Consider the following 21,999-nt stretch of genomic DNA (forward strand, 5'->3'; position numbering starts at 1 on the left):
CCGCCTGTCAGCCGACGGGCGCCTCCAACGCCGCCGCCGCCCGGCGGGCGCCCTCCAGCTCCTCCGCGACGCGGGTGCCGGCGGCGGGCGTGAGCGCGTCCAGTTCCCGTTTGCGGGCGGCGGCGACCAGATGATGGGCGGTGTCGGCCAGCCGGTCGAAGCCGACATTGGCGGCGGAGCCCTTCAGGATGTGCGCCTCCCGCTCGATGCCGGCGCAGTCGCCGCGCTCGATGGCGCGGCACAGCAGGTCGAGATGCGCCGGGCTGTCGCTGAAGAAGGTCTCCAGCAGCAGGGCGAAGCCGTCCTTGCCCAGGGCGTCGCGCAGCTCCTCGATCTTCTCCATGTTGACGGTCGCCGGTTCCAGAGGGGCAGGAGGGGAGGCAGCCGCGCCGGCGGGCTCGCCGCCGGGGCCGCCATCCTCTCCGCCGGCCGGCTTCACGGTGCGGGCGATGGTGTCCAGCAGCTTGCGGGCGTTGATCGGCTTGGACAGATAGTCGTCCATGCCGGCTTCCAGGCAGATGGCGGAGTCGCCCTGCATGGCGTTGGCGGTCAGCGCCACGATGGGGATGCGCGCGGCCGGCCCCGACAGCCGGCGGATGCGCCGCGTCGCCTCCAGCCCGTCCATCACCGGCATCTGGACGTCCATCAGAACCAGATCGTAGCGGCGGGCGGACACCGCCTCCACCGCCTCCTCGCCGTTGGACACCGCCTCCGCGCTGTGACCGGCGCGGCGCAGCAGAGCCAGCGTCAGCTGCTGGTTGACCGGATTGTCCTCCGCCACCAGGACGCGGACGCGCGGCTTGCCGTTGGCCTGCGCCGCCGGGTCGGCCGGTGCCCGCGCAGGCAGGGCGATGACGGTCCCGGACCGCGCCGGCCATGCCGGGACCGGGTCTGCCGGCTTCGTCTCCGGCCCCGATCGGCCCGATGTCGATTGCGGCTCCAGCAGGCGGGCGAGGCACTGGCAGAGGGTGCTGAAGCGGATCGGCTTCGGCAGATGGGTGTCGACCGGCGCCCGCTCCGGCTCCTGCCCCTCCAGCCTCTGGGAGGAGGCCAGCGCCAGACGGATCCCTGCCAGCGCCGGGGTGGCGCGGATGCGCTGCGCCAGCTCCGGCCCGGTCAGGCCCGGCATGCGGTGGTCGAGGATCGCGGCGTCGAAGGGACGGCCGTCGCGGGCGGCGCCGACCAGCCGGTCCAGTGCCTGTTCGCCGTTCTCCGCGGTCTCGGTCACGATGCCGAACCCGTCCAACTGCCGGGTCAGCAGGTCGCGGTTGACCGCGATATCGTCCACCAGCAGCAAGCGGCGGCCGGCCCAGTCGCCGGTGGGGGCCGGCGGATGGGCGCTGCCGGTGCCGCGCTTCAGCGGGATCGACACCCAGAAGGTGCTGCCGACGCCCGGCTGGCTTTCCACCCCGATGCGGCCGCCCATCAGCTCCACCAGCCGCTTGCAGATCGCCAGCCCCAGCCCGGTGCCGCCATGGCGCCGGGCGGGCGAGGAATCGACCTGGGTGAACATGGCGAACAGGCGGGGCCGCTCCTCCTCCGGGATGCCGATGCCGGTGTCGCGCACCTCGAAGCGGACGCGGACGCCGTCCCCCGCCGCCGGCAGGCCGGGATCGGGCGGCTCCTCGCTCAGCAGGATGGTGACGCTGCCGCTGTCGGTGAACTTCACCGCGTTGCCGGCGAGGTTCAGCAGGATCTGGCGCAGACGCCCGGCGTCGCCCAGCAGGGTGCCGCGCAGGCCCGGCGGCACGAAGCTGGCAAGGTCCAGCCCCTTGGCCGCGGCGCGCGGCGCCAGGATCTCCGCCACGCTTTCGACCATCGGCACCAGTTCGAACTCGCCGACCTCCAGGTCCAGGCGGCCGGCATCGATCTTCGAGAAATCCAGGATGTCGTTGATGATGACCAGCAGCGATTCGGCGGAATCGCGGATGGTCTCGGCATAGGTGCGCTGTTCGGCTTCCATCGGCGTGTCGAGCAGCAGCCCGGCCATGCCGATCACCCCGTTCATCGGCGTTCGGATCTCGTGACTCATGGTCGCGAGGAATTCCATCTTGATCCGCTGCCCGTCCTCCGCCCGCTCCTTGGCGTCGCGCAGCGTGTGCTCCAGCCGCTTCTCCTCCGTCAGGTCGCGCAGGATGGCGGCGAAGAGCGGCCCGGCCGCGGTCCGCACCAGGGCCATGGAGTAGGCCAGCGGGAAGCACTCCTCGCCCCCCGCCTTTCCCGCCTCCGGCCTCACCGCGACGGTCTCTCCGCGGATGGCGGTGTCCATGGGGCGGCCGCCGCCGGCGATTTCCGACAGGCTGCGGGCGGTGGCCTCGCGCCTGTCGGCCGGCAGCAGGTCCGTCACCGGCTGGCCGACCAGCCCGCCCGGGGCGCAGCGGAAGATGGCATGGGCGGCGGGGTTGGCCGCTTCGATCACCCCGTCGGGCCGGGCGGTGACGATGCCCTCCGCCGCGGTGTCCACGATGGCGGACAGGCGGGCGTTCGCCTCCTCCAGCTCCTCGCCCTGGCGGCGCTGGGCGGCCAGCGACCGGGCCAGCAGCAGGCCGAACAGGCCCAGCAGCAGGATCATGCCGCCCGACAGCAGGGTCGCCGTCCACAGATTGTCGCGCCAGTCGGCGAGCACGGCGTCCTGCCGCACGCTGACCGTCAGCACCAGCGGCCAGACCGGGGTCGTCCGGTAGGCGACGATGCGCGTGTCGGGGCCGGCGCCGATGTCGGTGCCGGAATGCCTGAACACGCCGTATTCGGCCTGGGGCAGGCGCTGGCGGAATAGCGGCGTCGCGGCGAAGGATTTGCCGATGTCCTCCCCCGCCTGCGGCTGGACGGTCAGCAGCGTGCCGTCATAACGGTAGAGCGCGATGCGGTCGCCCACCCCGGCCGCGTCGCCGCCCTGGACCGCGCGGTACAGCCCCTGGAAATAGTCCGGGTTGACGGTGGCGACGACCACCGCCTGCAGCAGGCCGTCGGCGTCGCGCAGCGCGCGGCTCATCGGCAGCAGCCAGCGTCCGGACCGTTCGCTCCCGGCGGCGCGGTCCAGCAGGCCGCGTCCCGGCCGCGGATCGCCGATCACCAGACCGCTGCCCTGGCCGGCCGCCTGCAGGCGGAAGGCGTCCAGCTCCGTCAGGTAGGCGTCGGCGGGATGCGCGCCCTCGGTCGTGGCGAGGATGCGGCCGGTGCGGTCGAGCAGGGTCAGGCCCCGCAGATGCGGCGACCGCCGCAGCCGGTCGGTCAGAAGCGCCGCCAGATCGGGGCCGGGCCGGCCGTCCTCGCCCGTCCAGCTGGCGTCGGACAGGGAATCGACGATGGCCGACAGCGTGACGTCCACCGACTGCACCGTGCGGGTGGTCGACACCTCCAGCGCCGCGGCGAGGCTGGCGAGGTTGATCTCCGCGGTGTCGAGCGCCGCCTTGCGCGCGGCGATCAGCTGCTGCCCCTGATTGATCAGCAGGGCGAAGACGGCCAGAAGGGCAAAGGCGATGATGCCGCCGCGCTTTTGGGAAAGACCCTTCAGATCCGCTTTTGCTGGGGGAGGGGACAGGGCTTGCGTTCCGGACGGTCAGATGTGGTCGAACGGGTTAGGTCGGGCAGCGTGGTCATCCGCGTTCGGCCCGGCGGCGCTGTCCGAAATCGACGCTCGCGACAATAGCAGGTACGCGGACCATACGCCAAGCATCCACTGCCGTTTGCAACCGGTCGATGCTAAGATGCCGCTTCCCCCGCATGGCATTGCGCGGCGGCGATAAAGAACAGGCTCGAGTGGTTAACGAAAGGTGTGACATGGCGACGCGGCTCCTTTTGGCTGTCTGCTGTACAATTCTCTCCCTTCTGGCTGCCGGCAACACCGCTCCGGCGATGGCGCAGGAGGGGAGACTTCAGAAAATTGCAGCACAGAAGCAACTTCGTGTCTGCTCCTGGCCTGATTACTACGCGATCTCGTTCCGGAACCCGCGGACCGGCGCGCTGGAGGGGCTGGACGCCGAGATGGCGCAGGCCTTCGCCGACGATCTCGGCGTGCAGCTGACGGTGGTGGAGAGCAGCTTTCCCCGCTTCATCGACGATCTGCTGGCCGACCGCTGCGACATCGGCATGTTCGCCATCGGCGCCACCCCGGCGCGGGCGCAGCGCGTGGCCTTCAGCCAGCCCTACCTGCGCAGCGGCATCTATGCGGTGACCACCCAGACCAACGACACCATCCGCCGCTGGGAGGATCTGGACCGCAGCGGCAACGTCGTGGCGGTGCAGAAGGACACCTACATGGACGGCTACGCCCGCAGCGCGATGAAGGCCGCCCGCATCGTCGCCGTCACCCGCCCGCAGGAGCGCGAGGAGGAGGTGCAGGCCGGCCGCGCCGACGCCTTCCTGACCGACTATCCCTATGGTCAGCGCATGCTGGCCTTCCATCCCTGGGCGCGGCTGGTCGTGCCGGACATGCCGGTGCAGCCCACGCCCTACGCCTATGCGGTGGCGCCGGGCGACGCGGCGTGGCTGGAGCGGGTGAATGCCTTCGTCGCCGCGATCAAGGCCGACGGACGGCTGGAGACCGCCGCCGCCCGCTACAAGCTGACCCCCATCGTGGCGCGGGACTGAGGCGCGCCCCGCGAATGCGGCGGCGGGACCGATCCGGGTTAGGATATGTGCCGAGGTCCAGCATTGTGGACGACACCATCCTGGGGAAGCCGTCGATGATCCTGATCGGACAGTATGATTCGCCCTTCGTCCGCCGCGTCGCCGTCGCCCTGCGGCTCTACGGCATGGACTACGAGCACCGGCCCTGGTCGGTCTTCGCCGACGCGGCGGAGCTTGCGCGCTTCAACCCGCTGAAACGGGTGCCGACCCTGGTGCTGGACGACGGGGAGGTGCTGATCGAGAGCGGCGCCATCCTCGACCATCTCGACGAGGCCGCCGGGCCGGACCGCGCCCTGATCGCCCGCCGGGGTGCGGAACGCCGCCGTGCGCTCAAGCTGTGCGCGCTGGCGACCGGGCTGGCCGACAAGGCGGTCAGCCTCGTCTACGAGCGGGTCCTGCACAAGGAAAGGTCGGACCTGTGGATGGAGCGCTGCACCGGGCAGATCGGCGCCGTCCTCGACGTGCTGGAGGCCGACCGTGCCGCCGCGGCGGGTCCCTGGTGGTTCGGCGGGCGGATCGGCCATGCCGACATCGCCGCCGGCTGCGCCCTGCGCTTCATCGGCGAAGCGCATCCCACCGTCTTCGACCGCGCCCGCTGGCCGGCGCTTGCCGCCCATTCCGACGCCTGCGAGGCGATGGCGGAGTTCCAGGCGGTGGTGCAGCCCTTTTCGATCAGCGCCTGAAGAAGGGAGGTCGTGGGGCATCCCCGCGAAGGCGGAACACGGTCATGTTCGGCGGGCGGGCGGCTTCGAGGCCGCCTTCATTCCAGCGTCCCCGCCGCCTCGCGCCGGTCCTCGGCCGTCGTCAGGATGGTTTCCACCGCGATGCGCAGGCCGGCGACCACCTGTTCGACCGCCATCGACGGCGAACCCGGATGGCGCACCGCCTGTCCGGGAGCCAGCGGGATGTGCAGGAAGCCGACGCGCAGGGCCGGGCGCCGGACCGCCCGCAGATGGCAGGCGCCGTAGAACAGGTGGTTGCAGACGAAGCTGCCGGCGCTGTGCGACAGGCCGGCGGGGATGCCGGCATCGCGCAGGGCGGCGGCGATGGCCTTGACCGGCAGGCTGGCGAAATAGGCCGCAGGGCCGCCCGCCACCACCGGCGCGTCCACCGGCCGGTTGCCGGCGTTGTCGGGAATGCGGGCGTCGTCCAGGTTGACGGCCACCCGTTCCAGCGACAGCTCCGCCCGGCTCTGCGCCTGCCCGACGGCGAGCAGGACCACCGGGTCGGTCTCCGCCACCGCGCGGTCGAGCGCGTCGAGCGACGCGCCGAACACGCAGGGCATCAGCCTTGCGGCGACGCGGTGGCCGCGGCATTCCCAGCCGTCGAGTTGCCGCACCGCCTCCCAGGACGGGTTCACGGCCTCGCCGCCGAAGGGCTCGAAGCCGGTGAGCAGGATCGTCGGCATCAAGCCCCCTCGGGTCAGGCCGGGTCCTTCTCCCAGGACGGGGTCTGCAGCGCCATGCCGTGGTTGCCGCGGTAGGCCGCGACCTCCGGCGACGACCAGCCTTCCAGCAGGGCCGGGTCCAGCCGGTAGACCTCGACGCCCAGCGGCCGGCAGACCTCCAGCGGGTCGCGGGCGTCCGGCCCCCACAGCGGCACGCTGAGGTCGCCGCCGGGGCAGGTCGACAGGGCGCAGAGCAGGTCGATCTCGGCGAAGAACTCCAGGAAATCGCCCTTCTTGGCCGGGCAGGCCTTCATGAAATACTTGTCCTCGGCATTCAGCCCGGTGACCTGGAAGACGTTCAGCACGTCATGCACGTCGAACTCGGTCAGGCCGTAGGGGGCGACGGCGCGGGTCAGGTTGGAATGGCAGTGGTGGTGGAAATCCTCCCCCGTCAGCATGCGGTTGACGTAGGGATCGCAGCGGGTGCCCAGCAGGTCGTGGACCCGGCCGCCATACTCGTCGATGCCGTAATCGGCCAGCGTGTCGTGGGTGATGGTCGCCAGCGGCCGCAGATAGGGCAGGGTCGACCACAGCCGGTCGAAGGTGCTGACATGCGCCTGCTGGAGCTGCCGCGTCCGCGAGGCCCAGAAGCGTTCGCGCGGGTTGTGGCGGTTCCAGATGTTCAGGTCGGCGACCTGCGGCCCCTCGACGGTGACGATGCGGAAGACATGGCCGGCCGGCACCGTCCAGGCGCGGCCGGAGCGGATCGGCACGACGAAGCTGTCCACCAGTTCCCGCCCTTCGGTCTGCGACCCGATGCGTCCGTAGAAGGCGCGGTCGACATCGAGCGCCGACCCTTTGCTGGCCTGGTAGGCGGCGGGATAGCTGGGCATCGCGGTCTCCTCAGGGGGTGATCGGGCCGGCCGGGCCGGAGGGCCGATCATGGCGAGGGAGGAGCGCCGCGTGCAACAGCTGTTCGCAGGGCAGCCAATCGCAGGGCTGCTATTGGCTGGGCCGCCCTCAGGCCGCGGCGGCGGCCAGGACGCGGGTCTGGCGGGCGACCTTCTCGAAGGCGCGTTCCTCGATCTGGCGGATGCGCTCGCGGCTGACGCCGTAGCGGACCGACAGGTCTTCCAGGGTCAGCGGGCTGTCGGACAGGCGGCGGCTGGTCAGGATGTCGCGCTCGCGGTCGTTCAGCACGCCCATCGCCTCGTGCAGCAGGGCGCTGCGCTGGCGGGCCTCGCCGCGTTCGACCAGCGACTCCTCCACCGACGGACGGTCGTCGGCCAGCAGATCCTGCCATTCGGCCGAATCGCCGTCGGCGCTCATCGGGGCGTTGAGCGAGGCCACCGGCGCCGACAGGCGGCGGTTCATGGCGACGACGTCGTCCTCCGGCACCGAAAGGTCGGTGGCGATGCGGGTGACGTTGTCGGGCTGCAGGTCGCCGCTGCCGTATTCGCCCAGCTTCCGCTTCAGGCGGCCCAGGCTGAAGAACAGCTTCTTCTGCGCGGCGGTGGTGCCAATCTTCACGAGGCTCCAGGACCGCAGGATGTAATCCTGGATCGACGCCTTGATCCACCACATCGCGTAGGTGGACAGGCGGAAGCCGCGCTCAGGCTCGAATTTCTTGACGGCGGTCATCAGGCCGAGATTGCCCTCGGCGATCAGGTCGGACAGCGGCAGGCCGTAGCCGCGATAGCCGCCGGCGATCTTGACGACGAGACGAAGGTGGCTGGTGACCAGCTTGTGGGCCGCATCGACATCGCCATGCTCGGTCCAGGCCTTGGCCAGCATGTATTCGTCCTCGGCCGTCAGGACCGGGTAACGGTGCGTGTCGTTGATGTAGCGGGACAGCGATTCGCCGGAATCGGGCGAACGGAGGGCAATGGCGGTGCTCATGTCACATCCTCATGCAAAGCGATATGACGGATGCAGGACCCCCGGGAACGGCAGGCCCAGGCCTCTCCGGCGGAGCAGGCAGGCATATAGTACAAAATCGGTGCTGAAAGTCAAGCGCGGCGGTCGGGTATAGCGCCGGGCGTCCGCGCCGATTGACCTCGCTCAGTGCGGGGCAAGCCGAAACATGGCAGGACCGGGATGTCGCCGGGCACCATCGCGAGGGAACCGCATGCCATGAAGATCGCCGTCGGCACCAAGGATTTCCAGACCATCGCCACCCATGGCGGCCGCACCCGCCGCTTCCTGGTCTATGAGGCGGAGGCCGGGGCCGACCCGGTCGAGACCGGCCGGATCGAGCTGGGGGAGGAGGAGGTGCTGCACCTCTGCGGCGACGGCCGGCCCCACCCGATCGACGCGGTGCGGGTGGTCGTCACCGGATCGTCCGGCGCCGGATTCGTCGCGCACATGAAGCGCCGCGGCATCGAACCGGTGACGACGACGGAGACCGATCCGGTCCGTGCCATCCGCGGCTGGTTCGCCGGCACGCTGGAGCCCGCCCCCGAGCCGGAACACCCGCATGAGCATCATGATGGCCATCACGACGGTGACGGGCACCGCCACTGAGGCGGCGGGAGACCGCCTCAGACCGGGAAGCTGACGCTGGCGGTGGTGCCGGCGGCGTCGCTGTCGGTGGACAGCGTGTCGCCCAGCTGGCCGGCCAGCGCCTCGGCCAGCATCAGGCCGTCCTCGGCGGTGGTGTCGAACCCGGCGGGCAGGGCGCGGCCGTTGTCCTCCACCGTCAGGCGGGCGCGGCCGCCGTCGCCCTGGCGCACGGTGATGCGGATCCAGCCGTCGTCGGGGAAGGCATGGTGCAGGCAGCTGGTCACCAGCTCCGCGATGATCAGGCCGAGCGGCATCGCCTCGTACAGGCCGATCTGGATCGGGTCGGAGTTGACCGTCACCGGCACGCGGGACAGGGCACCCGGCGTGCCTTCGCGCACCGCCTCGCACAGGGCGGTGACGTAGCGGCCGAGATCGACATGGGTGCCGGCGCCGCTCTCGTGCAGCTGGCGGTAAAGAATCGCCAGCGCCTCGATGCGCACCATGGTCTGTTCGTAGGCGGCGCGGGCGTCGGGGTCGCGGATGCGGCCGGCCTGCAGCTTCAGCAGGCTGATCACCAACTGCAGGCTGTTCTTGGCGCGATGCTGGAGTTCCCGAAGCTCGGCTTCCAGCTCCTGGATGCGCGCCGTCAGCCGGTCGGCCGGGGACGCCCCGGACGCGACGCCGTCGCCCGGCTGGTCCGGAGGAGAGTAGGCGGCCTGGGACCGCGGAAGCATCGGCATGGGAACGGACTCGGCTCGGTCATCACAGGTAAGCATCATCGAAAACATTCGTCAATCTAAGCGCTTGTCCGGCCGGCCCCACCGGTTCTGAGGGAGTAACCCGCCGCGCCTAACCGTTATGACCGAGGTGCGGCGGCGGTCCCGGCGCAACCCGCCGGTCCCGGATGGGCGGGCGGCGGGGGCGGGCGGGTGCCCGCCGAAAGATAGGTTGTATCCCTCGGTTGCACTGGCAAGAGTGGCCGCATGACGATGCGAAAGATGCTGGTGTGGGGCCTGCTGCTGACGGCCCTGTCGGGCGGCTGCGCCGCGATGGTCGGGGCAGGCGGCGGCTCCGCAGGCCCGGAAATTGTCACCGCCAGGGAGGTGCCGCTCGACCGCGGCCGGCCGGAGAAGGCGGCGGTCGGGCCGCTGCGCTTCCTGGGCGGCCTCGAGATCGCCGGGGGCGAGCAGGTCGGCGGGCTGTCCGGCCTGTGGGTCGATCCGGAGGGCGGGCGATTCGTCGCCGTCGGCGACACCGGGCTGGTGGTGGACGGCCGGCTGCGGACCGACGCCGCGGGTCGCCTGACCGGGGTTGCCGGCGTCCGCGCCCGCCCCTTGCCGGTGGAGGAGGGGATTTCCCGGCGCAAGCGCCGCACCGATGCCGAGGATCTGGCGCGTCTGGCCGACGGCAGCTGGCTGGTCTCGCTGGAACGCGACCACCGCATCCTGCGCTATTCCGGCGGCGACCGCGGGCCGGAGGGGACGCCGACGCCGATCCCCCTTCCGCCGGGGATGGAGGGCGCCCCGGAGAACAGCGGACTGGAGGCCCTGACCCGCCTTCCCGACGGCCGGCTGCTGGCCATCGAGGAGGGCGGGGACGACGGCCGGCAGGAGCGCCGCGCCTGGGTCTCCGGCATGGGTTCGCCGGGCATGGCCGTGCCGCGCGGTGCCGCGGACTGGCAGCCTCTCACCTACCGCGCGGCGCCCCGCTACCGGCCGACGGGCGTCGCGCCGCTGGCCGACGGCGGCGTTCTGGTGCTGGAACGGCGGGTGTCGCTTCTGGGCGGCTGGTCGTCGCGGCTGGTCCGGGTGGCGCCGCGCCAGCTGACGGCCGGCGCCGTCATCGAGGGGGAGGAACTCGCCCGGCTGGAGTCGCCCCTGGTGAACGACAATTTCGAAGGCATCGCCACCCGCCCCGGACCGGCGGGGGAAACGCTGGTCTACCTGATCTCCGACGACAATTTCAGCTCGCTCCAGCGCACCTACCTGCTGCAGTTCGCCCTGGACGGCCCGTCTTCCTGACATCCCGTCCGCATCCGACCAAAGTCGCACGGGGCGATGCCTGCCGCGGGTTTGACAGCGGGGCGGCCTTGCGGCTAGCTGCTCCTGATGTTTACAAAGGAAACAATCATGGCGGCAAGCGATAGACCGGGGGCGGCGCAGGCCGGCGTCGCTCCGGCGGTTCCGGCGGCGGCCCCCGGGCTGAGGCGGGCGGCGCTGCTGACCCTGCTGGCGATGCTGGCCTTCGCCGCCAACTCCATCCTGTGCCGGCTGGCCCTGACCCAGACCGCCATCGACCCGGCCGGCTTCACCCTGGTGCGGATCGCCTCCGGCGCCGCAAGCCTGTGGCTGATCGCCCGCGCGACCGGCCATGCGAAGTCCGGGGCGGGCAGCTGGCGCGGTGCGGCGGCGCTGCTGGCCTATGCGGCGGCCTTCTCCTTCGCCTATCTGACCATGACCGCTGGGACCGGGGCGCTCCTGCTGTTCGGGGCGGTGCAGGCCACCATGATCCTGGTCGGGCTGTATCGCGGCGAACGGCTGGTGCCGCTGCAATGGGGCGGGCTGGTTCTGGCGCTCGGCGGGCTGGCGCTGCTGCTGGCGCCGGGGCTGTCGGCGCCCGACCCGCTGGGGGCGCTGCTGATGGTGGCGGCCGGCGCCGCCTGGGGCGTCTATTCGCTGCTGGGGCGGGCCGGCCGCAACCCGATCGCCACCACCGCCGGGAATTTCCTGCGCGCCGTCCCGATGGCGGCGGCGCTGGCCCTGCTGGTGGCGCTGGCCGGGCCGTTCACCGGCGGCGGGCTGCGCTGGGATGCGGGCGGCCTGCTTTATGCCGTCCTGTCCGGGGCGCTGGCGTCGGGCGTGGGCTATGCGATCTGGTATGCCGCGCTGCCCGCCCTGACCGCCGCCCGCGCCGCCTCCGTCCAGTTGAGCGTCCCGGTCATCACCGCGCTGGCCGCGGTGCTGGCGCTGGGCGAGCGGATCACGCCGACGCTGGCGGTCTCCTCCGTCGCCGTGCTGGGCGGCATCGCCCTGGTCATCGTCGGAAAGCGGCGGGCCTGACAGGAGGTCCCCTCCCCGAATTCTCACACGGCGACCGTCCGCGCCCGGTCCAGCGCCGTCAGGTCGGCGGGGCGGTTGCGCAGGCGTCCGGGCGGGAACAGGACGGTGGCGGTGGTGCCGCGCCCCAGCACGCTTGTCAGGACGAAGCGCCCGTCCTGCATTTCCACCAGCGACTTGACCAGCGGCAGCCCCAGCCCGGTTCCGGCATAGCGCCGGCTGTGGGAGTTGTCGACCTGGTGGAAGGGCTCCATCACCTGGTCCAGCTCGGCGGCGGGAATGCCGATGCCGGTGTCGGAGATCCGCAGGCGCAGGCTGCGCGCCGCCCGGTCGGCCTCCACCGCGATCCGTCCGCCGGGCGGGGTGAACTTCACGGCGTTGGACAGCAGGTTCAGCAGGATTTGCCGAACCGCGCGGGCGTCGGCGTACAGGATGGGCAGGCAATCGTCCAGCCTGGCCGACAGGGTCACGCCCTTCTCGGCCGCCAGCGGCTCCATCTGGCGCAGGCATTCGCCGATCAGATCCTCGACCGCCAGCTCCTCCTGGTGCAGGACGTATTTGCCCGATTCGATCTTGGTGGTGTCGAGGATGTCGTTGATGAGGCTGAGCAGATGCTGGCCGGAACGGCGGATGTCGCCGACATACTCGGTCTGCTTGGGCGTCATCGCGCCGAAGATGCCGCTTTCCAGCGCCTCGGCGAAGCCGATCACCGCGTTCAGCGGCGTGCGCAGCTCGTGGCTCATGTTCGCCAGGAACTGCGTCTTGGCGCGGTTGGCGGCGTCGGAGACCTGCTTGGCGGCGATCAGCTCCGCCTCGATGCGGTGGCGGGCGGCGATGTCCTCGATCAGCCGGTGCTGGCTGTCGCGCAGCGCCCGCTCGCTGTCCTGCAGGTCCGTAATCGCCCGTTCGCGCCGCCCCGCCTCGCGCATCAGCGCCAGCATCATCAGCCCGAGCAGCAGCGTGCCGGCGAGGCCGGCCGCCGACAGCATGATCGCCTTGGACCACCAGGGGGCCAGCACCGCATCGCGCGACGACGACACCGTCACCACCAGCGGCATCTCCGCCGAGGAGCGGTAGGCGAGGATGCGCCGCGGCCCGTCGCCGGCGCTGTCCAGCAGTTCGGTGCCGGCCGGCGCCCCCTTCAGCAGCCGGGCGAACAGCGGCAGATGGCGGGCCGAGCGGCCGATGTGGGTGTCGTGGTCGGGGAAGCGGGCCATCACCGGCCCGTCGGCATGATAGAGCGTCACCACGGCGTCGCCGGAAAGCGCCAGCGTCCGGTAGAATCCGCGGAAGGCCGTCGGTTCCATCACCGCGACCACCACCCCGGCGAAGCGGCCGTCGGGGGCGTTCAGCCGCCGGCTCATGCCGATGAACCAGGTGCCGGAGGTGCGCCCCCGCGCCGGATTGCCGACGAAAATTCCGTCCGCTCCGCCGGCCACCAGCCCGTCACGATGGGCCATCAGGTAATCGCGGTCCGACAGGTCCAGCTGGGCGGGGTTCAAGGTCTGGGTATCGTGGACCAGACTGCCATCGGCGGCGACCACCAGCACGGCGCGGATCAGCGGTGACTGGGCGGCCTGGCGGCCGAGCAGGGCGTGCACGTCGGCATCGCCCCGCTCCCAGCTGTCGCCGCGGACGGCCAGCACCTCCGCCGCGCCGGCGAGGATTTTCGACACGCCGGAAAAGCTGTCGGTCGCATGGCGCTCCAGCACCAGCGCCATTGCAGCATTCTCTTCCCGCGCCCGGTTTATGGTCTCGGTGCGTTCATGCAGGAGATCGTAGCCGATCATGGCGTTGAAGCCGACGATCAGCGCCACGCCGAAAGCGCCCATTCCCCCTTTGAGACGCGAGATCAACCGACGGCCCGCCGTGTCCGGTCATGGATCGGCCGATGCTACACCGCGAACCGCGGCGCCGGAAGTCGCCTTTTCGTGGAACGGGCGAGGGGGTTGTTCCCTTAAAGCCTGACAGTGGAGCTGGAGAAGCGCTCCGCGGTCGAGTGACCGATGGAGTTCAACGCCACGGCGGCACCCAGCGCGATCACCGCGGCGGCGGCGAAGCCGAGGATCATGGCCTTCATCTCGTATCTCCCTGGTTTGGATTCGGCATGTTCGGATTTGGCGCATAAAAGCAAAGCGGCCCCGGCGGCGCAATCCGCGCTTTCCCGGAGCGGCGGCTTGCGGATGCGCAGCCGCCATCAGCCCTCGTCCGGATCCACCACCGAGAGCGAGATGACGTCGCTGTCGATCAGCACCTTGCCCGCATGCTCGAAATTCACGGTGATGCGGTTGCGGATGGCCGACTGCACCTGCCCCAGCCCCCAGTCGGGCCGGTCCGGGTGGCGCACCCAGGCGCCGGGCACCAGCGAATCGTCCATGTCGCGTCCCATCCGTCAGTCTATTGTACATAGGAAATGCGACCGCCTGTGCGGCGGCGCCGGGAGAGTATAGAATCGCCGGCACCGCGCCGTCGCCGCTCCTTTTCCCACCGGAGACCGTCTCGTGACCGAATCGCCTTCCCAACCCGTCAGCGTCGACATCCGCGTCCTGGAACTGCTGGCGTCGAAGCTCTGCCACGATCTGGTCAGCCCGGTCGGCGCCATCCGCAACGGCCTGGAACTGATCGAGGAGATGCAGGAGGACGAGGACGGCGGCGGTGGTCTGGCCGGCGGTTTCCTGGGCGAGGCGGTGAAGCTGATCGACCATTCCTCCGGCCAGGCCGACCGCCGGCTGCGGGTGTTCCGGCTGGCCTACGGGCTGGCCGGGCGCGACCAGAAGGGCTTCGGCGACGCCCGCGCCTCCGCCGCCGGCTATGTCGAGGGCGGCCGCACCCGGCTGGACTGGCCGGAACGGGTGCCGCACGACATGACCGCCCAGCGCCGCGGCGTCGTGAAGCTGGTGCTGAACCTCGTCCTGCTGGCGGACGAGGCGTTGACCCATGGCGGGCTGGTGTCCGTCGCGGCCGACGGCGACGAGACGGCCGGCCGCATCACCGTGACCGCCGCCGGGCGCCCCGGCACCCTGAACCCGGACGCCGCCGCCGCCCTGGCCGGCACGGCGTCGGCCGAGGCGCTGACGCCCCGCACCATCCACGCCTATCTGGCCGGCCGGCTGGCCGAGAGCGACGGCTTCCGCATCTCCGCCGCCACCGAAAGCAGCGAGCGGCTGGTCTTCACGGCGGAGTGGTGAGGCTCCGCACGTCCGTTTTCACAGCTGTTTGAAAATCCGCGGTTCCACCACGACCTGCTCCACCCCGCCGGTGGTCTGGTGGGACGTGGTGCGCAGCGTGACGGCCAGATTGTGGCGCGCCGCCTCCGCCAGGGCGGCGTTGAGGCGCTCCACGGCGTCGCGCACGGATTGGGCGAGTTCGGCGTCGGTCATCGATCCTCCCTGTGACAACGGATCCCTTATCCTACCGGTGGAAGCTTCCGGAAGACTCCCTATCGGAAGAGGTAAGGTTCTCTTAATCAGTGTTTGACAGGCTCCCGCCCTACCTGGACTGGAGCGCAACCGGCGGCCCTTCGATGCTGCCCGTTCGAGCCGCAGGCCGGCGCGGACCATAAACATTGGGCCTGGGGAATGCGACATGGATGATCTGCTGTCCGAATTTCTGACGGAGACCAACGAAAACCTCTCGGTGCTAGACGTCGAGTTGGTCCGGTTGGAGCAGAATCCCAACAATCCGGAACTGCTGTCGAACATCTTCCGGCTCGTCCACACCATCAAGGGAACCTGCGGCTTCCTCGGCCTGCCCCGCCTGGAAAAGGTGGCGCACGCGTCGGAGAACGTGCTGGGCAAGTTCCGTGACGGCGAACTGACGATCAATCCGGAAGCGGTGTCGCTGATCCTGCAGGCTCTGGACACCATCAAGAGCCTGCTGGCGGTTCTGGAAGCGACCGAGGCGGAACCGCCCGGCGACGACCTGCCGCTGATCGAGCGGCTGAACCTGTGCGCCGAAGGCAAGCTGGGCGGGCCATCTCCGGCCGCCGCCGCTCCGCCGCCGCCGCCCCCGCCGCCGACCGCGCCTGCGGTCGCGGCATCGGAAGAGCGGCCGGTGACGCTGGACGAGCTGGAGGCGCTGTGGAACTCCACGCCCGGCCCCAACGACATTCCCGCTCCGGCGGCGAGCACCGCGGTCGCCACCCGCGCACCGGAGCCGGCGGATGAGCCCGCCCCGTCGCAGGACCTCGTCGTTCCCGACGCCGAGCCGGCTGCCGCCAAGGTGCCGGCACCGGTCGCCCCGATGGCGGGCGCTGGTGGTTCGGGCGGCGGTTCGGCCGGCGGCGGTGCCGCCGATGCGGGTGCCGAGGCCGCGACCAAGGAATCGGCGGTCGCCGCCCAGACCATCCGCGTCAACGTCGACCTGCTCGAAAACCTGATGACCATGGTCTCGGAGCTGGTGCTGACCCGCAACCAGCTGCTGCAGATCCTGCGGTCGCAGAAGGAGAGCGAGTTCGCCGCCCCGCTGCAGCGCCTGAACCATGTGACGTCGGAGCTGCAGGAAGGCGTCATGAAGACGCGCATGCAGCCCATCGGCAACGCCTGGGCCAAACTGCCGCGCCTGGTGCGCGACCTGGCGCACGAACTGAACAAGAAGATCGACCTCCAGATGCTCGGCGCCGACACCGAGCTGGACCGCCAGGTGCTGGAGCTGATCAAGGACCCGCTGACCCACATGGTGCGCAACAGCGCCGACCATGGCCTGGAGATCCCGGCGGAGCGCCTGAAGGCCGGCAAGTCGGAGACCGGCCGCATCACGCTGAACGCCTATCACGAAGGCGGCCACATCATCATCGAGATCCAGGACGACGGTAAGGGCCTTGCCATCGACCGGATCAAGCAGAAGGCGATCCAGAACGGGATGGCGTCGGAGATCGAGCTGGCCTCGATGACCGACCAGCAGATCATCCAGTTCATCATGAAGCCGGGCTTCTCCACCGCCGCCAAGGTCACCAACGTGTCGGGCCGCGGCGTCGGCATGGACGTGGTGAAGACCAACATCGAGAAGATCGGCGGCACGATCGAGATCAAGTCGGCCCAGGGCAAGGGTTCGACCTTCGTCATCAAGATCCCGCTGACGCTGGCCATCGTCTCCGCCCTGATCGTTGAATGCGCCGGCGAGCGCTTCGCCATCCCGCAGATCAGCGTGGTCGAGCTGGTGCGCGCAGCATCCGACAGCGAGCACACCATCGAGCGCCTGAAGGGCACGCCGGTCCTGCGCCTGCGCAACCGCCTGCTGCCGCTGGTCTCGCTCCAGCAGCTGCTGCGGCTGGACGACAGCGAGGACGCCAAGAAGCCGGCGGACGAGACCTTCATCGTCGTCACCCAGGTCGGCACCTACACCTTCGGCATCATGGTCGACCGCGTGTTCGACACCGAGGAAATCGTGGTGAAGCCGGTGGCGCCGATCCTGCGCCACATCGAGATGTTCTCGGGCAACACGATCCTGGGCGATGGCTCGGTCATCATGATCCTGGACCCCAACGGCATCGCGTCGGCCACCGGCGAGATGGCGATGGGCGAGGCCGCCGGGAAGGAGACCACCGCGGTCCAGACCCAGCGCCAGGAGGACAAGATGGCGCTCCTGCTGTTCCGCGCCGGCGAGGGCGCGCCCAAGGCGGTGCCGCTGTCGCTGGTCGCCCGCCTGGAGGACGTCGATCTCGCCACGGTCGAGCTGTCGAACGGCCTGCCGGTGGTCCAGTACCGCGGCAAGCTGATGCCGCTGGTGCCGATCGACCCGAACTTCATGCTGGGCAGCGAAGGCCGCCAGCCCGTCCTGGTGTTCGCCGACGGCGACCGCTCGATGGGCCTGATCGTCGACGAGATCGTCGACATCGTGGAGGAGAAGCTGAACGTCCAGCTGGCCGCGGAGCGTCCCGGCCTGATGGGGTCGGCCATCATCGCCGGCAAGGCGACCGAGGTGATCGACGCCGGCTTCTTCCTGACCCAGGCCTACAAGGACTGGTTCGGCTCCTCCACCCAGGAGGGGTTCGAGGAGGAGAAGCTGCAGCGCGTGCTGCTGGTGGACGACAGCCCCTTCTTCCGCAACCTGCTGACGCCGCTGCTGTCGGTCGCCGGCTACGACGTGACGGCGGTGGAGAATGCCGGCGACGCGCTGGCGCTCTGCGAGGCGGGCGAGGACTTCGACGTCATCGTCTCCGACATCGAGATGCCGGGCATGAGCGGCTTCGACTTCGCCGAGGCGGTGCGCCACGGCAGCCGCTGGCAGGGCGTGCCGATGGTGGCGCTGTCCAGCCACGCCAGCGCCCGCGATCTCGACCGCGGCCGAATCGCCGGTTTCAACGACTATGTCGCCAAGTTCGACCGTGACGCGCTGCTCTTCGCGCTGCAGCAGACGCTGACCGAACAGAAAGGTGCCGCATGAGCAACGCCAAGCTGCCGTCCACCGTCCGAAAGTCGAAGGGCGACGACATCGTCGTCTCCGGCAACCAGGACTATGTGACCATGACGATCGCCGACCAGATGTTCGGCATCCCGGTCCTTCAGGTGCAGGACGTGCTGGGCCATCAGCGGATCACCCGCATCCCGCTGGCCCCGCCGGAGGTCGCCGGATCGCTGAACCTGCGCGGCCGCATCGTCACCGCCATCGACGTCCGCCTGCGGCTCGGCCTGACCGGCCGGCCGAAGGACAAGCCGGGCATGTCGATCGTCGTCGACCTGCGCGGCGAGCTGTACAGCCTGATGGTCGATTCGGTCGGCGAGGTGCTGAGCCTGACCAAGGAGGACTTCGAGCGGAACCCGGCGACGCTGGATCCGCGCTGGCGGGAGGTCTCTACCGGAATTTATAGGCTGAACGGCCAGTTGATGGTTGTGCTGGACGTGCCTCGTCTGCTCAACTTCACAACCATCGAGACGGCCTGACGGTCTTCGGCGCCATCCCCGGGGACGGCGCCGTTCCGGCCGGCCGGCTTTTGCCGACGAACAGATGACCTGAGGCCCTGCCGCAATGAAATCCTGCCTGGTGGTCGACGACAGCCGCGTGGTCCGCAAGGTCGCGCGCAAGATCCTGGAAGAGCTGAACTTCACCTGCACCGAGGCGGAGGACGGCAAGCAGGCGATGGAGGCCTGCGCGGCGCAGATGCCGGACGCCATCCTGCTGGACTGGAACATGCCGGTGATGACCGGGATCGAGTTCCTGCGCCGGCTGCGCAAGATGAGCGGGGGCGAACAGCCCAAGGTGGTCTTCTGCACCACCGAGAACGATCTCGCCCACATCCAGGAGGCGCTGTCCGCCGGGGCCAACGAGTACATCATGAAGCCCTTCGACAGCGACATCATCCAGACCAAGTTCGCGCAGGTCGGCCTGCTGTGACGGCTGCCGCAGCGTCCCGTCGCGACGGCATGTCTTGACCGGGATGGAGTGCAACCGGATGGTTACCAGCCGGTCCTGGCGCGGGAGCCCCATCGGGGCGCAGGACGAGCCGCGCAGGGCATGCCGCGTTGAACCCGTCGCGTCGAACCAGTCGAGTTGAAAGGCGAACCGCCGTTATGTCGGACAGTTTTGGCAGAGGCCCCCTCACCACCGCGCGACCGGCCAATCCGGATCCCGTCCGGGTCATGGTGGTGGACGACTCGGCCGTCATCCGCGGCCTGCTGACCCGCGCGCTGGAAGGGGACCCGGACATCCGCGTCGTCACCTCCGTCGGCGACGGCCAGATGGCGGTCAATTCTCTGCAGCGCAACTCGATCGACGTCATCGTTCTCGACATCGAGATGCCGGTGATGGACGGGCTGACCGCCATCCCGAAGCTGCTGGCGGTGGCGCCGCAGGTGAAGATCATCATGGCCTCCACGCTGACGCTGCGCGGGGCCGACGTGTCGATCCGCTGCCTGTCGGCGGGTGCCGCCGATTACATCCCGAAGCCGACCTCCACCCGCGAGATCGGCGGGGCGGAGGACTTCAAGCGCGAGCTGGTCGCCAAGGTCAAGGCGCTGGGCGCCGCCGCCAAGCGCGCCGGGTCGCGCTCGCGCGGCGAAATCCGCCCGCTGACCCCGGCGGCTCCGGTCGGGCTGCTGAAGCGCGAGGTCGGGCCGATCGTCACCCGCCCGGTCCCGGCCGGCGCCATGGCGGTGAAGCCGGACGTGATCGCCATCGGCAGTTCCACCGGCGGCCCGCAGGCCCTGTTCGAGGTGCTGTCGCACCTGAAGGCCGGCGTCAGCCAGCCGATCCTGATCACCCAGCACATGCCGGCGACCTTCACCACCATCCTGGCCGAGCACATCACCCGCCAATGCGGGATCGACGCGCGCGAGGCCAAGGACGGCGAGCCGATCGTGCAGAACCGCTGCTACATCGCCCCCGGCGACTTCCACATGCTGGTGGTTCAGCGCGGCGGGGCCAACGTGATCGCGCTCAGCAAGGATCCGCCTGAGAATTTCTGCCGCCCGGCGGTCGATCCGATGATGCGGTCGATCCTGAAGGCTTATGGCGGCCGCAAGATCCTGGCCTGCATCCTGACCGGCATGGGGCAGGACGGGTTGAAGGGCTGCACCGACGTGGTCAACGGCGGCGGCACCCTGATCGCCCAGGACGAGGCGTCGAGCGTGGTCTGGGGCATGCCGGGTGCCGTGGCGCAAGCCGGCATCTGCAACGCCATCCTGCCGCTCAAGGAAATCGGTCCCCACATCCGCAAGCTCGCTTCGAGGGCAGCATGAGAGTCGAAGATTTCGACATGTTCTCCACGCTGCTCAAGCAGCGTTCCGGCCTGGTCCTCACCCGCGACAAGGCGTACCTGCTCGAATCCCGGCTGATGCCGGTGGCGCGCAAGTGGAACATGAAGGGGCTGGAGGAGCTGGCGACCACCGTCCGCACCCGCAAGGACGAGGCGCTGCTTCGCGACATCACGGAAGCGATGACGACCAACGAGTCGTCCTTCTTCCGCGACCAGAAGCCCTTCGACCAGTTCAAGCAGCTGGTGCTGCCGAAGCTGATGGAGGCGCGGGCGGCCAAGCGGTCCTTGCGCATCTGGTCGGCCGCCTGTTCGTCGGGGCAGGAAGCCTATTCGCTGTCGATGCTCCTGAATGACGACGCGGCGAAGCTGGCCGGCTGGCGCATCGAGATCGTCGGCACCGACATCTCGGCCGAAATGGTGGAACGGGCGAAGTCCGGCATCTACACCCAGTTCGAGGTGCAGCGCGGCCTTCCCATCACCATGCTGGTGAAGCATTTCAAGCAGAACGGCGACAAGTGGCAGATCAGCCAGCAGCTGCGCCAGATGGTGTCGTTCCGCGAATGGAACCTGCTGGGCGACCTGTCGGCGCTGGGCCAGTTCGACATCGTCTTCTGCCGCAACGTGCTGATCTATTTCGACCAGCCGACCAAGGCGAAGGTGCTCGAGTCCATCGCCCGCCAGATGCCGCAGGACGGCGTGCTCTATCTGGGCGGTGCGGAAACGGTGCTGGGCATCACCGACAAGTTCAAGCCGGTGGAGGGCCAGCGCGGTCTCTACAGCCTGGGCGGCTTCTCCGCCGCCGGCGCCAAGGTGGCGTGAGGCCGGAGAGCGAAGGGGGCGGGAAAGCCGCCCCCACTCGAGCAGGAATCAGGCCGACGGCGTGATCGACTTGATCGGGCCACGCGGGTTGCCGGACATTTCGGCGATCTTGCGGTCCTGCGCCTCGATGAAGGCGCGGATGGAATTCTCGCGGTCGAACTGGTCGATGTCGGACGTCGGCACCTTGCGGTTCGAGGTGCGCGCACCATCCTGATAGATCACGTCGAACAGTGCGAAGGCATTTTCGACGGGCTGCTTCTTCTGACGGGCCATGGCCTGTCCTCCGTATAGTCGCGCTCGGCCGATGGATCGGCCTTGCGGTCAAGCATTGTTGATATCGGTCTTGGTCTCGCCGTCCGGCGCGGCGCCGGTCGCCTGGACATCGTCCTGCGTTTCCGTTCCGTCCGGTTCCGTCTGCTCGCCGGCGCGGCGGGCGGCGACGCCTTCCTCGCGGCGCTGCAGCTTTTCCTGCTTCTTCTGTTCCTTGGCCCGGTTGCGCTCGGCCCGCTGCTGGTTGTAGTTCGGTTTGAAGGCCATAGCGGTTCTCCTCTGGGCAGGACCCTGCATCTGGGCGACAGGGGTTCTTACAACAGCGATCTGGGCAACACGGAAAAAGGGCACCGGTTTCCCGATGCCCCTTTTTCCGCAGGTCGGCGGTCAGGCGGTCAGACCGCCTTCAGATTTTCCGCCGAGGTCTTGCCGCGCTTGGGATCGCGCTGCTCCTCGTAGGAAATCTTCTGGCCATCGACCAGGCTGCGCAGCCCGGCGCGTTCGACAGCGGAGATGTGAACGAACACATCCGGGCCGCCGCTTTCCGGCTGAATGAAACCGAAGCCCTTGGTGCTGTTGAACCATTTGACGGTGCCGACGGGCATGTCTGTCTCCCATAACGCGAAGGGCGCCGCACCACCGGT

Annotated in this window: 23 protein-coding genes; 11 read left to right on the forward strand and 12 right to left on the reverse strand. The window is 69.7% G+C overall.

What is annotated here, in order from left to right; genetic code table 11:
• Positions 1-7: 7 nt before the first annotated feature.
• The gene (locus tag AB8P05_RS28350) at positions 8-3,355 is read right to left on the reverse strand and encodes a response regulator (RefSeq protein ID WP_472761387.1); all 3,348 of its coding nucleotides are present in this window, start codon (positions 3,353-3,355) and stop codon (positions 8-10) included.
• A gap of 425 nt (positions 3,356-3,780) precedes the next feature.
• On the opposite strand from AB8P05_RS28350, the gene AB8P05_RS28355 reads away from it, so the two are divergent.
• Both AB8P05_RS28355 and AB8P05_RS28360 read left to right on the forward strand, forming a co-directional pair.
• Positions 3,781-4,590, forward strand: coding sequence for a substrate-binding periplasmic protein (locus AB8P05_RS28355; protein ID WP_472761388.1), 810 nt, complete (start codon positions 3,781-3,783; stop codon positions 4,588-4,590).
• Between the two features lie 95 nt (positions 4,591-4,685).
• Positions 4,686-5,312 (forward strand): glutathione S-transferase family protein, encoded by a 627-nt coding sequence (locus AB8P05_RS28360; protein ID WP_472761632.1) that lies wholly within the window; start codon positions 4,686-4,688, stop codon positions 5,310-5,312.
• A gap of 77 nt (positions 5,313-5,389) precedes the next feature.
• On the opposite strand, the gene pcp is transcribed toward AB8P05_RS28360, so the two are convergent.
• The 3 genes from pcp to rpoH form a co-directional block, all read right to left on the reverse strand.
• Positions 5,390-6,037 (reverse strand): pyroglutamyl-peptidase I, encoded by a 648-nt coding sequence (pcp, locus tag AB8P05_RS28365; protein ID WP_472761389.1) that lies wholly within the window; start codon positions 6,035-6,037, stop codon positions 5,390-5,392.
• 14 nt (positions 6,038-6,051) lie between these two features.
• Positions 6,052-6,909, reverse strand: coding sequence for an urea carboxylase-associated family protein (locus AB8P05_RS28370; protein ID WP_472761390.1), 858 nt, complete (start codon positions 6,907-6,909; stop codon positions 6,052-6,054).
• Between the two features lie 127 nt (positions 6,910-7,036).
• On the reverse strand, positions 7,037-7,915 hold the full coding sequence (gene rpoH, locus AB8P05_RS28375) for an RNA polymerase sigma factor RpoH (protein WP_472761391.1): 879 nt from the start codon (positions 7,913-7,915) through the stop codon (positions 7,037-7,039).
• A gap of 234 nt (positions 7,916-8,149) precedes the next feature.
• On the opposite strand from rpoH, the gene AB8P05_RS28380 reads away from it, so the two are divergent.
• Positions 8,150-8,539, forward strand: coding sequence for a NifB/NifX family molybdenum-iron cluster-binding protein (locus tag AB8P05_RS28380; protein ID WP_472761392.1), 390 nt, complete (start codon positions 8,150-8,152; stop codon positions 8,537-8,539).
• A gap of 17 nt (positions 8,540-8,556) precedes the next feature.
• On the opposite strand, the gene AB8P05_RS28385 is transcribed toward AB8P05_RS28380, so the two are convergent.
• Positions 8,557-9,258 (reverse strand): sensor histidine kinase, encoded by a 702-nt coding sequence (locus tag AB8P05_RS28385; RefSeq protein ID WP_455175262.1) that lies wholly within the window; start codon positions 9,256-9,258, stop codon positions 8,557-8,559.
• Positions 9,259-9,501: 243 nt separating this feature from the next.
• On the opposite strand from AB8P05_RS28385, the gene AB8P05_RS28390 reads away from it, so the two are divergent.
• Together AB8P05_RS28390 and AB8P05_RS28395 are read left to right on the forward strand one after the other, a co-directional pair.
• Complete coding sequence (locus AB8P05_RS28390) at positions 9,502-10,539, forward strand: esterase-like activity of phytase family protein (RefSeq protein WP_472761393.1); 1,038 nt, start codon at positions 9,502-9,504, stop codon at positions 10,537-10,539.
• Positions 10,540-10,647: 108 nt separating this feature from the next.
• On the forward strand, positions 10,648-11,577 hold the full coding sequence (locus AB8P05_RS28395; RefSeq protein WP_472761394.1) for a DMT family transporter: 930 nt from the start codon (positions 10,648-10,650) through the stop codon (positions 11,575-11,577).
• Between the two features lie 23 nt (positions 11,578-11,600).
• On the opposite strand, the gene AB8P05_RS28400 is transcribed toward AB8P05_RS28395, so the two are convergent.
• The 3 genes from AB8P05_RS28400 to AB8P05_RS28410 all read right to left on the reverse strand — a co-directional run bounded on the left by AB8P05_RS28400 (position 11,601) and on the right by AB8P05_RS28410 (position 13,951).
• A complete protein-coding gene (locus AB8P05_RS28400; protein WP_472761395.1) occupies positions 11,601-13,406 on the reverse strand; it encodes a sensor histidine kinase in 1,806 nt (601 codons plus the stop codon).
• 125 nt (positions 13,407-13,531) lie between these two features.
• On the reverse strand, positions 13,532-13,654 hold the full coding sequence (locus AB8P05_RS28405) for a hypothetical protein (RefSeq protein WP_310115319.1): 123 nt from the start codon (positions 13,652-13,654) through the stop codon (positions 13,532-13,534).
• A 117-nt stretch (positions 13,655-13,771) separates the two neighbouring features.
• Positions 13,772-13,951, reverse strand: a complete 180-nt coding sequence (locus AB8P05_RS28410; RefSeq protein ID WP_455175266.1) for a DUF3553 domain-containing protein — start codon at positions 13,949-13,951, stop codon at positions 13,772-13,774.
• Positions 13,952-14,075: 124 nt separating this feature from the next.
• On the opposite strand from AB8P05_RS28410, the gene AB8P05_RS28415 reads away from it, so the two are divergent.
• Positions 14,076-14,762 (forward strand): histidine phosphotransferase family protein, encoded by a 687-nt coding sequence (locus AB8P05_RS28415; protein WP_455175267.1) that lies wholly within the window; start codon positions 14,076-14,078, stop codon positions 14,760-14,762.
• Between the two features lie 18 nt (positions 14,763-14,780).
• Here the strand turns inward: AB8P05_RS28415 and AB8P05_RS28420 are convergent, their stop codons facing one another.
• Positions 14,781-14,954 carry a hypothetical protein gene (locus AB8P05_RS28420; protein ID WP_455175268.1) on the reverse strand — a complete coding sequence of 58 codons (174 nt, stop codon included), beginning with the start codon at positions 14,952-14,954 and terminating at the stop codon, positions 14,781-14,783.
• Positions 14,955-15,159: 205 nt separating this feature from the next.
• Here AB8P05_RS28420 and AB8P05_RS28425 point away from each other — a divergent pair, with 205 nt between their 5' ends.
• The 5 genes from AB8P05_RS28425 (at position 15,160) to AB8P05_RS28445 (ending at position 21,085) form a co-directional block, all read left to right on the forward strand.
• Entirely contained in the window at positions 15,160-17,958 is a 2,799-nt protein-coding gene (locus AB8P05_RS28425) for a hybrid sensor histidine kinase/response regulator (RefSeq protein WP_472761396.1), read from the forward strand.
• Positions 17,955-18,455, forward strand: coding sequence for a chemotaxis protein CheW (locus tag AB8P05_RS28430; RefSeq protein WP_111070250.1), 501 nt, complete (start codon positions 17,955-17,957; stop codon positions 18,453-18,455). The genes AB8P05_RS28425 and AB8P05_RS28430 overlap by 4 nt, the downstream gene beginning before the upstream one ends.
• Before the next feature lie 85 nt (positions 18,456-18,540).
• Entirely contained in the window at positions 18,541-18,906 is a 366-nt protein-coding gene (locus AB8P05_RS28435; protein ID WP_014189670.1) for a response regulator, read from the forward strand.
• A 176-nt stretch (positions 18,907-19,082) separates the two neighbouring features.
• Entirely contained in the window at positions 19,083-20,249 is a 1,167-nt protein-coding gene (locus AB8P05_RS28440; RefSeq protein ID WP_472761397.1) for a protein-glutamate methylesterase/protein-glutamine glutaminase, read from the forward strand.
• Positions 20,246-21,085 carry a CheR family methyltransferase gene (locus tag AB8P05_RS28445; RefSeq protein WP_472761398.1) on the forward strand — a complete coding sequence of 280 codons (840 nt, stop codon included), beginning with the start codon at positions 20,246-20,248 and terminating at the stop codon, positions 21,083-21,085. Before AB8P05_RS28440 ends, AB8P05_RS28445 begins: the two co-directional genes overlap by 4 nt.
• 48 nt (positions 21,086-21,133) lie before the next feature.
• Here AB8P05_RS28445 and AB8P05_RS28450 read toward each other — a convergent pair whose 3' ends face one another.
• The 3 genes from AB8P05_RS28450 to AB8P05_RS28460 form a co-directional block, all read right to left on the reverse strand.
• A complete protein-coding gene (locus tag AB8P05_RS28450) occupies positions 21,134-21,358 on the reverse strand; it encodes a hypothetical protein (protein ID WP_014189667.1) in 225 nt (74 codons plus the stop codon).
• A 48-nt stretch (positions 21,359-21,406) separates the two neighbouring features.
• Positions 21,407-21,622 (reverse strand): hypothetical protein, encoded by a 216-nt coding sequence (locus tag AB8P05_RS28455; RefSeq protein WP_455175272.1) that lies wholly within the window; start codon positions 21,620-21,622, stop codon positions 21,407-21,409.
• A 128-nt stretch (positions 21,623-21,750) separates the two neighbouring features.
• On the reverse strand, positions 21,751-21,960 hold the full coding sequence (locus tag AB8P05_RS28460; protein WP_012977930.1) for a cold-shock protein: 210 nt from the start codon (positions 21,958-21,960) through the stop codon (positions 21,751-21,753).
• Positions 21,961-21,999: the final 39 nt, after the last annotated feature.

It is taken from the genome of Azospirillum sp. VT-I1, from assembly GCF_055698305.1.

What these genes read in the sequence shown, in the direction of transcription:
- rpoH (WP_472761391.1), bottom strand. Translation starts at nt 7,915, where the DNA reads ATGAGCACCGCCATTGCCCTCCGTTCGCCCGATTCCGGCGAATCGCTG.
- AB8P05_RS28410 (WP_455175266.1), bottom strand. Translation starts at nt 13,951, where the DNA reads ATGGACGATTCGCTGGTGCCCGGCGCCTGGGTGCGCCACCCGGACCGG.
- AB8P05_RS28440 (WP_472761397.1), top strand. Translation starts at nt 19,083, where the DNA reads ATGTCGGACAGTTTTGGCAGAGGCCCCCTCACCACCGCGCGACCGGCC.
- AB8P05_RS28355 (WP_472761388.1), top strand. Translation starts at nt 3,781, where the DNA reads ATGGCGACGCGGCTCCTTTTGGCTGTCTGCTGTACAATTCTCTCCCTT.
- AB8P05_RS28455 (WP_455175272.1), bottom strand. Translation starts at nt 21,622, where the DNA reads ATGGCCTTCAAACCGAACTACAACCAGCAGCGGGCCGAGCGCAACCGG.
- AB8P05_RS28420 (WP_455175268.1), bottom strand. Translation starts at nt 14,954, where the DNA reads ATGACCGACGCCGAACTCGCCCAATCCGTGCGCGACGCCGTGGAGCGC.
- AB8P05_RS28450 (WP_014189667.1), bottom strand. Translation starts at nt 21,358, where the DNA reads ATGGCCCGTCAGAAGAAGCAGCCCGTCGAAAATGCCTTCGCACTGTTC.
- AB8P05_RS28360 (WP_472761632.1), top strand. Translation starts at nt 4,686, where the DNA reads ATGATCCTGATCGGACAGTATGATTCGCCCTTCGTCCGCCGCGTCGCC.
- AB8P05_RS28445 (WP_472761398.1), top strand. Translation starts at nt 20,246, where the DNA reads ATGAGAGTCGAAGATTTCGACATGTTCTCCACGCTGCTCAAGCAGCGT.
- AB8P05_RS28405 (WP_310115319.1), bottom strand. Translation starts at nt 13,654, where the DNA reads ATGAAGGCCATGATCCTCGGCTTCGCCGCCGCCGCGGTGATCGCGCTG.
- AB8P05_RS28435 (WP_014189670.1), top strand. Translation starts at nt 18,541, where the DNA reads ATGAAATCCTGCCTGGTGGTCGACGACAGCCGCGTGGTCCGCAAGGTC.
- AB8P05_RS28430 (WP_111070250.1), top strand. Translation starts at nt 17,955, where the DNA reads ATGAGCAACGCCAAGCTGCCGTCCACCGTCCGAAAGTCGAAGGGCGAC.
- AB8P05_RS28460 (WP_012977930.1), bottom strand. Translation starts at nt 21,960, where the DNA reads ATGCCCGTCGGCACCGTCAAATGGTTCAACAGCACCAAGGGCTTCGGT.
- AB8P05_RS28385 (WP_455175262.1), bottom strand. Translation starts at nt 9,258, where the DNA reads ATGCCGATGCTTCCGCGGTCCCAGGCCGCCTACTCTCCTCCGGACCAG.
- AB8P05_RS28370 (WP_472761390.1), bottom strand. Translation starts at nt 6,909, where the DNA reads ATGCCCAGCTATCCCGCCGCCTACCAGGCCAGCAAAGGGTCGGCGCTC.
- AB8P05_RS28400 (WP_472761395.1), bottom strand. Translation starts at nt 13,406, where the DNA reads ATGGGCGCTTTCGGCGTGGCGCTGATCGTCGGCTTCAACGCCATGATC.
- AB8P05_RS28425 (WP_472761396.1), top strand. Translation starts at nt 15,160, where the DNA reads ATGGATGATCTGCTGTCCGAATTTCTGACGGAGACCAACGAAAACCTC.
- AB8P05_RS28395 (WP_472761394.1), top strand. Translation starts at nt 10,648, where the DNA reads ATGGCGGCAAGCGATAGACCGGGGGCGGCGCAGGCCGGCGTCGCTCCG.
- AB8P05_RS28380 (WP_472761392.1), top strand. Translation starts at nt 8,150, where the DNA reads ATGAAGATCGCCGTCGGCACCAAGGATTTCCAGACCATCGCCACCCAT.
- pcp (WP_472761389.1), bottom strand. Translation starts at nt 6,037, where the DNA reads ATGCCGACGATCCTGCTCACCGGCTTCGAGCCCTTCGGCGGCGAGGCC.
- AB8P05_RS28390 (WP_472761393.1), top strand. Translation starts at nt 9,502, where the DNA reads ATGACGATGCGAAAGATGCTGGTGTGGGGCCTGCTGCTGACGGCCCTG.